Below are 13,105 nucleotides of genomic sequence, written 5' to 3' on the forward strand. Positions count from 1 at the left end.
CGCGGATAGAGTTCCGCGGCGCCCAAGCCACACGCTAACAGCTTTAAGGAGTCAAAGCTGGTTTAGCCAAAGAAACGCTTGATCTCGATCTCGGCGTTCTCAAGGCAGTCGGAGCCGTGGATCACGTTGGCGTTGACATCGACAGCGAAGTCGCCGCGAATGGTGCCAGGGGCAGCATCAAGCGGGTTGGTAGCGCCCATAAGGGTGCGCATCTTGGAGACAGCGGAGAGACCGGAAACGACCATCTTGACGACCGGACCGCTCGTCATAAAGTCACAGAGACCGCCAAAGAAGGGCTTGTCGGCCAGATGGGCGTAGTGCTCCTCGACGGTAGCGCGCTCGAGCGTGGTCATCTCCATGCGCTCGATGACAAGGCCGCTGCGCTCAATGCGAGCAACGATCTCGCCGATCTTGCGGTCGCGCACAGCGTCGGGCTTAATCATGATGAAGGTCTTCTCGATAGCCATAAGGTAGCCTTTCAAGTAGGTTCGCGCGTGCCCAAGTCCCATTCCGGCACCCGCCTGGACTGCATCGTAACAGAGTTTTAGCTGCAGTTAAACAAAAAGCTGTTTATTGAAACGATACAATTTATTAAAGCGCTCCATATGTGTCACTTCTGTTTCGAAGCCCGATTAGAGTACCATCCGACCTCCTATCAACCGCATCGAACAGAGCAGACGGTCGGTTGTCACCCGCGAACGTACCCCCTTCACAACCTGCCCAAAGGCCCTACAAAAGTCCTCGACAAGCCCCTCCCCATAGCAACAAAATACGGACGCCCACATTTGCAGACGCCCGTAGAAGCAAAACGATTTATCAATAAATGGCCAAAGCCGCTTCAGCCAAACCCTTACTTTGCCCCGTGGCCCATCTCGACGACCTTGGTCAGCGATCCAAAGACGCCTTCGTCGGCCACGAGCTTTGCCTCGGCACGCTGCAGCTGCACGGCAACGGCGGCAGGGGCGGTACCGCCCTCGGTCGTGCGCGCAGCGACAATCGACGGAATGTCGAGCGCCTCAGTAATGTCGCGCTCAAAGAGCGGGCTTGCCTCCTGGAACACCTCAAACGGCAAGTCCTCAAGATTGCAGCCGCGCTTCTCGCACATCAGGACCAGATGCCCCACCACGGCATGCGCCTCACGGAACGGCAGACCACGCTTGGCCAGGTAATCGGCAACATCGGTGGCGGCAAGATGCCCCACACCACACTCGCGCGCCATGGCATCCTCGTTGACGGTCCAGGTCGAAATCATACCGGCCATAACGGACAGGCACTGCATGAGCGTATGGGCAGTATCGAGAGCGCCCTCCTTGTCCTCCTGCAAGTCCTTGTTATAAGCAAGCGGCAGGCCCTTCATGGTCACGAGCAGCTGAACCAGGTTGCCATAGACTCGGCCGCTTTTGCCGCGGATAAGCTCGGCAAAGTCGGGATTCTTCTTCTGCGGCATGATGGACGAGCCGGTGGAGTAGGAGTCGGAAAGCGTGATAAAGCCAAATTCGGAGCTCGACCACAGCACGATCTCCTCGGAAAGACGCGACAGGTGCATGGCCATGACGGAGCCGGCGTAATGCAGATCGAGCAGGAAATCACGGTCGGAAACCGCATCGAGCGAGTTGGGAATCACACCCGCAAAGCCAAGTTCGGCAGCCGTCGTCTGACGATCGAGCGGATAGCTCGTACCGGCAAGCGCGGCAGCGCCCAGCGGGCAGTTGTCGGCGGCATCAAAGGCGGTCTTCAGGCGCGTAAAGTCGCGCGCGAACATCCAGGAATACGCCAGCAGATGATGCGACAGCAGCACGGGCTGAGCATGCTGCATGTGCGTGTAGCCCGGCAGAATCACCTTTTCGTACTTCTTGGCCGCATCCACCAGCACATGACGCAGCTCAAGATTAGCCTCCATGAGCTCCTTGGCCAGCGCCTTGACGCCCAGACGCGTATCGGTCGCCACCTGGTCGTTGCGCGAACGCCCGGTATGCAAGCGCTTACCGGCCTCGCCGATGCGGCGCGTCAGCTCGCTCTCGATGGACATATGAATGTCCTCGTCGTTGATGTCGAAGGTGAAGTTGCCGGCATCGATATCCTGTTCGATTCCGGTCAGGCCCTCGGCAATCGCCTGCTCGTCCTCGGCACTAATGATACCCTGGGCGGCCAGCATCTTGGCATGCGCCTTAGAGCCGGCGATATCCTGCCTATAGAGATGTTTGTCGACCGGCAGCGACGCACCAAACTCCTGCGTGACCTCGGCCACGCCCGCCTCAAAACGACCGCCCCAAAGAGCCATGGAACCGTCTCCTTTCATCAAATTCCAAAACAAGCGCCCAAAGCAATGCGCCCTGTCGCTAAAGCGATTTATCAACCGCTAGTTTTACACATTCCCCACCGTGCGCGGGGCCATGTAGCTAATTTGCAAAGAAGTGACGCGCCAAGCACTTGGCACCCAACGTCTCCCTCCGGATGTTGCCCTGCGAACCATCGATCCAGGCCTTCAGGCTCATGGGAACGTCCTCGACCTTTGCAGCATCGAACTCGGGTGCAAGGGCAAGTAAAGCATGCGCGATAGCATTGAGCATAATGGATACTCCTCATATATATAGGCACAGAGCCGCCAAATTGATAGAAGGAGCCCCGCCGGACAACCCCGGCGGGGCTCGGACTCAGCCGCAGACGCGGCATCATATATGCGGGCGGAACGTAGGGGCCACCGATGTTAAGAAGTGTCAGCAAGCATAACGAAAGGTAGGGACCCCATGCGCCCGTTATGTATCACGCGGATGGGCCGCGCGGATACCAAAGGAAGGAGGCGCTAGGCCTGGGCGGAAGCAGAGCTGGGGCCCTGGACCTTAGCCCACGTCTTGAGCGACAGCGTATCGATCTCGATAAAGCCGGCGCTGGCCTTCTCGTCAAACGTAGTGTCGCGGTCGTAGGTAGCAAGACCGTAGTCATACAGGCTAAACGGGCTCTTGCGGCCGACGACATGGCAGTTGCCCTTAAAGAACTTCAGACGGACGGTGCCGGTCACGAATTTCTGGGTGTCGGCCATAAAGGCATCGAGCGCGTTTTTGAGCGGGCTGTACCACTGGCCGTTGTACACGGCGGTGGCCCAATCCTGCTCGAGCTTAATCTTGGTCTTGAGCAGGTCGCCCTCGACGCAGATGTCCTCGAGCGCCTTGTGGGCGGTGATGAGCGTCAGGGCGCCAGGAACCTCGTAGCACTCGCGACTCTTGAGGCCCACCAGACGATCCTCGACCAAGTCGAGACGGCCAAAGCCGTTGTCACCCGAAATCTTGTTGAGGGCGATGACGATCTCGGAGAGTTTCATCTTCTTGCCATCGACGGCGACGGGCTTGCCCGCCTCAAACTCAATCTCGGTGTAGGTCGGGGTGTCCGGCGTGTCCTCGGGGTTCTTGGTCATAACCCAGGCGTCGTCGAGCGGCTCGTTCCAGGGATCCTCCAGGTGACCGCACTCGATGGCGCGACCCCACAGGTTGTCGTCGATGGAATAGGGGTTGTCGTTGGCGCCCTCGGGAACCGGCACGTTGTGGGCGTGAGCATAGGCAACCTCATCGGGACGGCACTTCAGATCCCACTCGCGAACCGGGGCGATAACCTTAAGCTCGGGGTCGAGGGCCTTGACGGCAGCCTCAAAACGAACCTGGTCGTTACCCTTGCCGGTGCAGCCGTGGGCGACATACGTGGCGCCAAACTCGTGAGCGACCTCGACGAGCTTCTTGGCAAGCAGCGGGCGAGACAGGGCGGAGAGCAGCGGATACTTGTTCTCGTACATGGAGTTTGCGGCGATGGCCTTAGTCAGGAACTCATCGGAGAACTCGTCGCGCAGATCGAGCACCTGGCAATCCAGAACGCCCAGGTCGAGGGCCTTCTGCTTCTTGGCGTCCAGACCGGTCTCCTCCTGGCCCACGTTGCCGCAGACACAAACGACATCGAGATTCTTCTCGTCCTGGAGCCACTTGACACATACGGATGTATCAAGACCACCGGAATATGCGAGAACGACTTTTTCCTTGCTCATGGCTGTTTCCTTTCGCCCTTGGTAGCTAGTTAGAACATCGGTCAGTTGCAAGTCATTTCGAGGTCAAAAACCGTGCAATATCAGGTTAAATAGCAAAAAGCAGCACAGCATGCCCTAGAAACATGCGTTTATATCGTGCTAAAACCCAACGACCTCAAAATGACTCTGTTGGGGCATTTCACCCCATACGAACAGAGACGATTGTTATCGTCGTCGGGAAATTGCGCGCTGGCGTCGGATGGCATTATCTGCAGTGGTGATGATCTTTACGAACTGCATCTGCCTCTCCTTTCACCTATCGCCGGGCGCAATTCTAATATCGTAAACGGTACCTTTTCTTCGGTAAGCGGTTGTATTTCCGTCTCCGTTTTCGATGGTCGCTATATTACGCTAAAGTGCCCGCAGCACAAGCGACAAATTCAAATTTCTGAAAAGTTTTTTCATTACTTTGTGAAGCGTGGTGCAAATACGCTCCGTTCCTGCGACAATACGCTCAGTTACTGGTTGATGGTTATAACGTCTGAAACAATTTCGAAACGAAAGGCGCGCTTTTATGCAAACTTACGAATCGGACACCAATATCGGAAGCATTAAGATTCTCGCCGTCGACATGGACAAGACGCTGCTCACCGACAAGCGCGTGTTGCCGCAGGGTCTTGATGAGCGCCTGGACAAGCTCGCCGACGCAGGCATTGTATTCTGCCCCGCCAGCGGACGCCCCGCCCCCAAACTCGAGGAAATGTTCGAGAGCATTAAGAACCGCCTTGCTTTTTGTCCCGACAACGGAGCCTGCGTCATCTATCGCGGCAGCTATATCTATAAGAGCAACATCGATGTGGCGCTGTATCAGCAGGTGCTCACCCGTGCCTCGGAGGACCCGCGTGCCGTTCCCGTCTTGTGCTGCTACGACGAGTTCTATGTGCTCGCCCGCGACCATCAGTACCACGACGAGATCAGCGTCTACTACAACACGATCAACTACGTCGATAGCTTTGAGGGCCTTGATATCGAGTCCAACAAGATTTCGATCTTCTTCCCCGCCTACGATGCCGAGCCAGCGTTTCGCGAGGACTACAGCCCCGAGTTCTCGGACAAACTCTACGTCACCAATGCGGGCCGCGAGTGGATCGACTTTATGAATCTGGGCGTCGACAAGGGGTCGGGCGTAGCACATCTCTGCGAGCGCCTGGGCATCGATATCGCCGACGCCGCTGCCGTGGGCGATACGTACAACGACATCCCCATGCTTGAGCGCGTCGGTCACAGCTTTATCGTGGACAATGCCGAGGAGCATATGAACGCGCATGCCAAGTGGCGTATTCCGAGCAACAACGACGGGGGCGTACTGACGCTCATCGACGCTATCTTGGCGGCTCGGTAACGTGGCACGTCGGACCTGGCCGGGCGGCGCGGATTAGTTTTTCGTTCGGTCAGGTCCTGGGCTCGCTCGGAAAGCACATTAAGTGCTTTCCGGCTCGTGCGGAATCTACGAAAAACTAATCCGCGCCGCCCGGCCAGGTCCTAGGTTTACTTTCCTGCCGCCAAGATGGCGTCTTGAGTGTCTAGATACTTAGCTGAAATGATTTGAGCAGAGGGGAGCCCCTTGTTGGAAGGGGCTCCCCTCTGTTTTGGTTACTGTGGGACAAATTAATCAGTAGTGTTTGTCCCAAATCTTAAGTATGTGGGGGCTTGCGTCTTGGGCGAGCTTGCCTTACGGAGTGCTTCCCTATTTCGCGTCGGCCCAGGTTATGCCGGTGCTGGCTTCGGCGATCAACGGTACGCGGAGGTCTACTACGTGTTCCATGACGTCGCGGACCATGGTGGTTAGGCGCTCGACTTCGTTGACGGGGCACTCAAAGTCCAGTTCGTCGTGTACCTGCAAGATCATGTGGGCGGCAAAACCCTCTTCTTCCAGGCGGCGGCTCACGCGGGCCATGGCGATCTTGATGATGTCGGCCGCGGTGCCCTGCATGGGGTGGTTCATGGCCGTGCGCTCGCCAAAGCCGCGGAGTTGCGGGTTTTTGGCCTTGAGCTCCGGAATATGACGCCGGCGGCCGTACATGGTCTCGGCGTAGCCCGTCTGCTTGGCACGTGCCACCACGCTGTCGAGGAACGTACGCACACCCGGGTAGGCCTCGTAGTAGCGGTCGATCATGTCGCGCGCCTCGGCCATCGAGATGTGCAACGACTGCGACAGACCGTAGGCCTGCTGACCGTACACGATGCCAAAGTTCACGGCCTTAGCGCGGCTGCGCAAGTCGGGCGTCACCTCGGAAACCGGCACGCCAAACACGCGCGCGGCCGTCTCGGCATGGAAGTCTTCGCCCTCGTTAAAGGCGCGCACCAGGTGCTCGTCTCCCGAAAGATGCGCCAGCAAACGCAACTCAATCTGCGAGTAGTCCACCGCCAAAAAGACGCTGCCCTCGCCCGCCGAGAACGCCGTCTTGACGGTACGCCCCAGCTCCGAGCGCGTCGGAATGTTTTGCAGATTGGGGTCGCTCGAAGACAGGCGCCCCGTCGCGGTGATGGTCTGGTTGTACGTGGTGTGCACACGCCCGTCACCACGGCGCAGCGGGCCCAGCGTGTCCAGATAGGTCGACTTAATCTTGGACTTCTCACGCCAGTCCAAAATCAGGCGCACGATCTCGTGGTCGCGGGCAAGGTCGCTCAGCACCTTGGCGTTGGTCGAATAGTAGCCGCGCTTGGTCTTTTTGAGGCCCTTGGTCGGAAGTCCCATAACATCAAACAGCACGTGCGAGAGTTGCATGGGGCTGCCGATGTTAAAGGTCTCGTCGCCGGCCAGGTCGCGAATGCTGCGCTCGACCTCGGCAATCTGGGTCGCCAGGCCCTCGGACAGACTGTGCAGGCGGTCGGGGTCCACGAGCATGCCCGCGCGCTCCATCTTGGCAAGCACCGGCACGAGCGGCATCTCGATCCCATCGAACACGTTGGCGGCGTTCTCGCGGGCCATGCGGTCACGCAGCGGTGCAACCAGCGCCAGCGTCAAGGCCGCCGTGCGAGCGGCGGGTGCAGGAGCGTCCTCGCCAGCACCCTCTGCGCCGCGCGCCGCAGGCAGCGCCATCTGCAGATACGTATCGGCCAGATACACCTCGTCAAACTCGGAGCGGTCGGAATCCAACAGGTAGGCGGCAACAACGGTATCGAAGATGCGCGTGGAATCGACTGCCAGCGGATCCATGAGCTCGAGCTCAGAAGAATCGATGGGCGAAAGCTCATGCAGAAGCGCCTTCATATCCGGGCTCGCCACACGGCCTTCCATAAACAGACGCGCGAGCACGCCGGCAATCACGCCGTGGGCGAAGTTGAAGCCCTCAACCTCAGCCGCCGCACCGCTGTCGCCCTCCTCGAGCGCAAACAGGCCCTTGGACGTCGCCAACCACAGCGTGCGCGTCAGCCCAAAGAGCGCGCCCTCTTCCTTGTCATCGTCCACAACGGCGGCGACCCACTCGCCGGCATCAATCACGCGGGAGACCTCAGCCGCAACGGCACCAAGCGCGCCAGCATCGCCGGCGGCTGCGCGCAAAACGGCGGGAATCTCAAACGTGCTGGCAGCAGCGCCACCCTCGTCACCGATCAGTGCCAAGAAACGGTTCTGCATGGCGGTGATACCAAGCGTACCCAGCGCCGCGGAAACCTCATCGGCAGAAAACGCTGGGAAGGATGTTTCGTCAAAGTCGAGCTCGACGGGCGCATCGGTGCGAATGGTTGCGACCTTGCGGCTCAGCAGCGCATCGTCGATGTGCGCACGCAGGTTTTCGCCCATCTTGCCCTTGACCTCATCGGCGTGTGCGATGACCTCGTCCAGGCTACCGTACTGCGCAATGAGCGCGCTCGCCTTTTTGGGGCCGATGCCCGGTACGCCGGGAATGTTATCGGACGTGTCGCCCTTCAGACCATAAAAGTCGGGCACGAGCGCCGGCGTGATGCCGTGATACAGATCGTCCACGCTCTCGGGCGTCATGATCGCCACGTCGGACAGGCCCTTACGAGTCGAGACCACGTTGACGTGCTCAGTCACGAGCTGATACATATCGCGATCACCGGTCACCAGCAGCATGTCGCAGCCGGCCTCCTCACCCAAGCGCGCCATGGTTCCCAGGATATCGTCGCCTTCCCAGCCCTCGGACTGCAGAATCGGCACATTGAGCGCACCGAGCAGCTCCTTGATCATGGGGAACTGCGCGTGCAGGTCGGGGTCCATGGGCGGGCGCTGCGCCTTGTACTGCGGCAGCATCTCCATACGCACGCGCGGCTTGCCCTTGTCAAACGCCACGACAACGCCGTCGGGATTAAAGGCATCGATCATCTTGAGGAACATGTTCAGAAAACCAAAGATCGCGTTGGTGGGGCGACCGTCCGGCGCGTTCATGGTCGGCGGCACGGCGTGGAAGGCGCGATGCATGAGCGAGTTGCCGTCGATGACGGCAAAGGTACGGCGCTTTTCAGACATATTGAATACCTCGCTTTGGGCTGGGCACGGTTTGCTCACACCAGTTTACACGCTCCCCGCCCCGCGGCCACCGCACATCAGGCTTCCCTGCCGCCGCGGGCCCGCGCGTGATACGATGGCTCACGGTACATCAACCAGCACGATCGATCCGAAAGGAGCCTGCGTCATGGAGCGTCCCTGCGCATGGAAAAAGTACACGCCACAGCAGATCGAGGAGCTCGAGGAGCTTTGCCGCGGCTACAAGCAGTTTTTGAGTGAGAACAAGACCGAGCGCCTGTGCGTCAAGGCCGGTATCAAGATGGCCGAGGAGGCGGGCTACGTCAATCTGGAGACCGTGATCGCCGAGGGCCGCGCGCTCAAGGCCGGCGACAAGGTGTACGCCGCCAACCACGGCAAGGACCTCATGCTCGTCAACCTGGGCACCGCCCCGCTCGAGCAGGGCTTTAACATCCTGGGCGCCCACGTGGACTCGCCGCGCCTGGACCTCAAGCAGAACCCCGCCTTCGAGGCCGGCGACATGGCCTACCTCGACACGCACTACTATGGCGGCGTCAAGAGCTACCACTGGGTCGCTTCCCCGCTCGCACTCGTAGGCGTCATCTGCAAAAAGGACGGCACCACCGTCGACATCAACATCGGTGACAAGGCTGACGACCCGGTCTTTACCATCTCCGACCTGCTGATCCACCTCTCGAGCGAGCAGATGGCCAAGCCCGCCAAGGACGCCGTCGACGCCGAGATCCTCGACGTGATTGTGGGCGGCCGCCCCGTCAAGTTTGACGAGGACGACAAGGACGCCCCCAAGGAGCCCGTCAAGCAGATGTTCCTGGACATCCTCAAGGAGCAGTACGACGTCGAGGAGGAGGACTTCCTCTCCGCCGAGATCGAGGTCGTGCCCGCCGGCCCCGCCCGCGACATGGGCCTCGACCGTTCCATGATTTTGGGCTATGGCCACGACGACCGCGTCTGCGCCTACCCCTCCATGCTCGCCCAGATCAATGTGGCCAATGTCGAGCGCACGAGCATCACGCTCATCGTCGACAAAGAGGAGATCGGCTCCGTGGGTGCCACCGGCATGACGAGCCGTTTCTTCGAGAACACCGTCGCCGAAATCATGACGCTCGCCGGCGAGAGCAGCCCGCTGGCCCTGCGCCGCGCACTCGCCCGCAGCCGCATGCTCTCCTCTGACGTGTCCGCCGGCTTTGACCCGGGCTACGCCGGCAAGTTCGAGACCAAGAACGCAGCCTTTATGGGTCGCGGCCTGTGCTTTAACAAATACACGGGCAGCCGCGGCAAGGGCGGCTCCAACGACGCCGACGCCGAGTACGTGGCCCTCATCCGCGACATCATGGACGAGGCGGGCGTTGACTTCCAGACCTGCGAGCTCGGCCGCGTCAACGCGGGCGGCGGCGGCACCATCGCCTACATCATGGCCGAGTATGGCATGAATGTCATCGACTCCGGCGTTGCCGTCCTGTCCATGCACGCCCTGTGGGAGGTCGCTAACAAGGCCGATATCTACGAGGCCTATCGCGGCTACAAAGCCTTCCTCGAGCGCGCCTAACCGACCCTTCATCAGTTGCGGTGAAATACGGACTAAACTGGCCCATAAACGGCAAAACAGACCGTATTCCTCCGCAACTTCCTTTTTGGCAGAGGAGAGTCCATGCTGCAGGTCATCATTTCGCCCGCCAAGCAGATGCGCGCTGCCCAAGATGCTTTTGAAGTCCTGGGCATTCCACCTTTTGCGCACGAGACGGCTCGCCTCCACCGCGCACTGCTAGATATCGAGCGGAATGAAGGCAGCGGCGGCCTGCAGGCGCTATGGAACGTAAGTGACAAACTGCTGGGGCCTTGCCTCAACACCCTGCATGAGTTCGGGCCCATCCTGAAAAACGGCGATCTCGAGAATCCCGCACTCGCGCGCCGCATCTCCCCTGCCATCATGTCCTATCACGGCATTCAGTACCAGAGCATGGCACCCGAGGTGATGGATTCCGCGCAGCTCGCATGGATGCAAGACCATCTATGGATCCTCTCGGGCCTTTACGGATGCGTACGCCCCTTTCATGCCGTTGAACCGTATCGGCTGGAGATGGGCGCGAAGCTTGCCGTCGACGATTCCCGAGACCTCTACGCGTTTTGGGGCGACAAGCTCGCACGAGCCATCGCTCCGGCGGGCTCCAACGCTACGATCGTCAACCTCGCCAGCGCGGAATACGCCAAAGCCGTTCTGCCCCGCCTCACCACCGATGTCACGGTCGTCACATGTCTCTTTGGCGAAGGCATCCGCAACGGCAAGCCCATCCAACGGTCGACCGCCAGCAAAAAGGCACGCGGCTCCATGGTGCGCTGGATGGCCGAAAACAAGCTCGAGGATGTAAGCGGGCTCACCGCGTTCGACGTTGGTTATCGTCACTTTCCCGAGCTTTCAAATAAAAACACTTTGGTCTTCCTGAACGAACAGGCCTTGTAGGACCACCGCTACTTTTGAATGTGCCGCCTAGGCACGGCGGCTATTGCGCCAAGCCGTCGGCTCTGGCAATTTCATTTGTCGAGCCGTCCTGATAGGCAATCTTGACATGTTCTACCTCGGACACCGCAACACCCGTCGGAGGCTCCAGGCGCCATTCCGTCAGGGCGATATCCATGGTCGTGGGAACGTCTCCTTGATTTTTGAGCTTCACCGTCAACGTTTTGAGCGCCGCATCAAACGTCACGCGTTCGATTTCTTCACCTGGAATGGACCCACCACTCAGCTGCAACTGCACAAACTCATCGCGCGGGTACCAATAATCGCCCGGGACGGCGAGCGTATTGGCATTACCGCCAGTACTCCTCACCGTCATAACCGGTAGGCTATCATCAGCCTCAAACTCCCAAGAAGCGCCGCCGCGACCGCCAAACGTCCAAATACAAAAGGCAATCACCAACACGGCAAGCACCGCAAAACCAATCGCGACAAGGCCATGATGGGCACGGCCCTCCTCGGCCGACACATCCCACTGCGTCTCTCGATATAGATGCTTGTCTTCCATGTTCGCCTCCCCGCAGGCACGCTCGTTAGGCCAATCGTACCCATTCGAGCTATACTTGAGCCCATTACATAAACGGGGAGCTTGCGGGACAAGACGGCAGGCTGAGACTGGGCGCGCCCGCCCTGACCCGCGAACCTGATATGGGTAATGCCAACGAAGGGAGCCGTGCCAATGAGCACACAGACCGAGCCCAAGCTCGTCACGCAAATCGACTTCGCCCGCGCCGGGCAGATCACGCCGCAGATGAAAGAGGTCGCCGAGCGCGAGCATCGCGACCCCGAGTACATCCGCGAGCGCGTGGCCGACGGCCGCATCGCCATTCCCGCCAACATCGTGCATATCAAAAAGGGCATGCGCGCCTTTGGTGTCGGCGAGGGCCTGTCCACCAAGGTCAATGTGAACTTGGGCATCTCGGGCGACAAGGCCGATGCCGCGGAGGAATGGAAGAAGGTCAAGATTGCCGAGGACTTTGGCGCCGACGCCATCATGGACCTCTCCAACTCGGGCAAGACGCGCCAGTTCCGCCAGCAGCTCATCGACGAGACGCCGCTCATGGTGGGCACGGTGCCCATGTACGACGCCATCGGCTATATGGAAAAGCCGCTGGTCAAGCTCACCAAGGACGACCTGCTCGAGGTCGTGCGCGCACACGCCGAGGACGGCGTGGACTTTATGACCATCCACTGCGGCATCAACAAGTCAGTCATCAAGACCTTTAAGGAGACCGGCCGCCTCATGAACATCGTCAGCCGCGGCGGCTCGCTGCTGTTTGGCTGGATGGAGGTCACCGGCAACGAAAACCCCTTCTACGAGTTCTACGACGAGGTGCTCGAAATCTGCCACGAGTACGACGTGACGATCTCGCTCGGCGACTCCTGCCGCCCGGGCTGCCTCTACGACTCCAACGACGCCACCGAGACCGCCGAGATGATCGAGCTGGGCAAGCTGTGCAAGCGCGCCTGGGCAGCCGGCGTCCAGGTCATGGTCGAGGGCCCGGGCCACATGGCGCTCGATGAGATTGCCGCCAACATGAAACTGCAGAAGCGCCTGTGCCACAACGCCCCGTTCTATGTGCTCGGGCCGCTGGTGACCGATATCGGCGTGGGTTACGACCACATCACCGCTGCCATCGGCGGCGCCATCTCCGCCAGCTCCGGTGCCGACTTCCTGTGCTACGTGACGCCGGCTGAGCACCTGTGCCTGCCCAACGCCCAGGACGTGCTCGATGGCCTCATGGCCACCAAGATTGCCGCGCACGCCGCCGATATCGCCAAGAAGGTGCCGCACGCCCGCGACATGGACGACAAGATGGGCCAGGCACGCCGCAAGCTCGACTGGGATGCCATGTGGAAGTGTGCTCTCGATCCGGTCACGAGCCGCAAGCGCTACGAGGAATCCCCCGCCGCCACCGAGGGCACCTGCACCATGTGCGGCAAGATGTGCGCCGTTCGCACCGTCAACAAGGTGTTCGAAGGCACGACAATCGACCTCGGCATGGAGGACTAACGCGTCATCGGAGCCGCAATCGAACACAAGGTGCTCGTCAATTGTTGACGTGTGAACATT

10 protein-coding genes are annotated in these 13,105 nt (G+C 59.9%); 4 read left to right on the forward strand and 6 right to left on the reverse strand.

Features of this window, described 5'->3' with window-relative positions:
* Window positions 1-62: 62 nt before the first annotated feature.
* The 4 genes from ndk to PMX72_RS06975 form a co-directional block, all read right to left on the reverse strand.
* The gene (ndk, locus tag PMX72_RS06960) at window positions 63-467 is read right to left on the reverse strand and encodes a nucleoside-diphosphate kinase (RefSeq protein ID WP_055251725.1); all 405 of its coding nucleotides are present in this window, start codon (window positions 465-467) and stop codon (window positions 63-65) included.
* A gap of 383 nt (window positions 468-850) precedes the next feature.
* Window positions 851-2,281, reverse strand: a complete 1,431-nt coding sequence (argH, locus tag PMX72_RS06965; RefSeq protein ID WP_271729919.1) for an argininosuccinate lyase — start codon at window positions 2,279-2,281, stop codon at window positions 851-853.
* Window positions 2,282-2,399: 118 nt separating this feature from the next.
* Window positions 2,400-2,570, reverse strand: a complete 171-nt coding sequence (locus tag PMX72_RS06970) for a hypothetical protein (RefSeq protein WP_158564366.1) — start codon at window positions 2,568-2,570, stop codon at window positions 2,400-2,402.
* A gap of 233 nt (window positions 2,571-2,803) precedes the next feature.
* Window positions 2,804-4,030: an argininosuccinate synthase gene (locus PMX72_RS06975; protein ID WP_118449497.1), complete on the reverse strand. Its 1,227-nt coding sequence runs from the start codon at window positions 4,028-4,030 to the stop codon at window positions 2,804-2,806.
* Between the two features lie 553 nt (window positions 4,031-4,583).
* Here PMX72_RS06975 and PMX72_RS06980 point away from each other — a divergent pair.
* A complete protein-coding gene (locus tag PMX72_RS06980) occupies window positions 4,584-5,411 on the forward strand; it encodes a Cof-type HAD-IIB family hydrolase (RefSeq protein ID WP_118226810.1) in 828 nt (275 codons plus the stop codon).
* A 345-nt stretch (window positions 5,412-5,756) separates the two neighbouring features.
* On the opposite strand, the gene polA is transcribed toward PMX72_RS06980, so the two are convergent.
* Complete coding sequence (polA, locus tag PMX72_RS06985; protein ID WP_271729536.1) at window positions 5,757-8,501, reverse strand: DNA polymerase I; 2,745 nt, start codon at window positions 8,499-8,501, stop codon at window positions 5,757-5,759.
* A gap of 166 nt (window positions 8,502-8,667) precedes the next feature.
* On the opposite strand from polA, the gene PMX72_RS06990 reads away from it, so the two are divergent.
* Together PMX72_RS06990 and PMX72_RS06995 are read left to right on the forward strand one after the other, a co-directional pair.
* A complete protein-coding gene (locus PMX72_RS06990) occupies window positions 8,668-10,065 on the forward strand; it encodes an aminopeptidase (protein ID WP_271729537.1) in 1,398 nt (465 codons plus the stop codon).
* Between the two features lie 102 nt (window positions 10,066-10,167).
* A complete protein-coding gene (locus PMX72_RS06995; protein WP_271729538.1) occupies window positions 10,168-10,977 on the forward strand; it encodes a YaaA family protein in 810 nt (269 codons plus the stop codon).
* Between the two features lie 40 nt (window positions 10,978-11,017).
* Here the strand turns inward: PMX72_RS06995 and PMX72_RS07000 are convergent, their stop codons facing one another.
* Window positions 11,018-11,539: a hypothetical protein gene (locus PMX72_RS07000; protein WP_271729539.1), complete on the reverse strand. Its 522-nt coding sequence runs from the start codon at window positions 11,537-11,539 to the stop codon at window positions 11,018-11,020.
* A 171-nt stretch (window positions 11,540-11,710) separates the two neighbouring features.
* On the opposite strand from PMX72_RS07000, the gene thiC reads away from it, so the two are divergent.
* The gene (gene thiC, locus PMX72_RS07005; protein ID WP_271729540.1) at window positions 11,711-13,045 is read left to right on the forward strand and encodes a phosphomethylpyrimidine synthase ThiC; all 1,335 of its coding nucleotides are present in this window, start codon (window positions 11,711-11,713) and stop codon (window positions 13,043-13,045) included.
* The last annotated feature ends 60 nt before the right edge of the window (window positions 13,046-13,105 follow it).

This window comes from Collinsella aerofaciens (genome assembly GCF_028207065.1).
GTDB lineage: Bacteria > Actinomycetota > Coriobacteriia > Coriobacteriales > Coriobacteriaceae > Collinsella > Collinsella aerofaciens_AR.

Excerpts from the sequence above, each read along its gene's own strand:
- ndk (WP_055251725.1), bottom strand. The coding sequence starts at position 467 with ATGGCTATCGAGAAGACCTTCATCATGATTAAGCCCGACGCTGTGCGC.
- argH (WP_271729919.1), bottom strand. The coding sequence starts at position 2,281 with ATGGCTCTTTGGGGCGGTCGTTTTGAGGCGGGCGTGGCCGAGGTCACG.
- PMX72_RS06970 (WP_158564366.1), bottom strand. The coding sequence starts at position 2,570 with ATGCTCAATGCTATCGCGCATGCTTTACTTGCCCTTGCACCCGAGTTC.
- PMX72_RS06975 (WP_118449497.1), bottom strand. The coding sequence starts at position 4,030 with ATGAGCAAGGAAAAAGTCGTTCTCGCATATTCCGGTGGTCTTGATACA.
- PMX72_RS06980 (WP_118226810.1), top strand. The coding sequence starts at position 4,584 with ATGCAAACTTACGAATCGGACACCAATATCGGAAGCATTAAGATTCTC.
- polA (WP_271729536.1), bottom strand. The coding sequence starts at position 8,501 with ATGTCTGAAAAGCGCCGTACCTTTGCCGTCATCGACGGCAACTCGCTC.
- PMX72_RS06990 (WP_271729537.1), top strand. The coding sequence starts at position 8,668 with ATGGAGCGTCCCTGCGCATGGAAAAAGTACACGCCACAGCAGATCGAG.
- PMX72_RS06995 (WP_271729538.1), top strand. The coding sequence starts at position 10,168 with ATGCTGCAGGTCATCATTTCGCCCGCCAAGCAGATGCGCGCTGCCCAA.
- PMX72_RS07000 (WP_271729539.1), bottom strand. The coding sequence starts at position 11,539 with ATGGAAGACAAGCATCTATATCGAGAGACGCAGTGGGATGTGTCGGCC.
- thiC (WP_271729540.1), top strand. The coding sequence starts at position 11,711 with ATGAGCACACAGACCGAGCCCAAGCTCGTCACGCAAATCGACTTCGCC.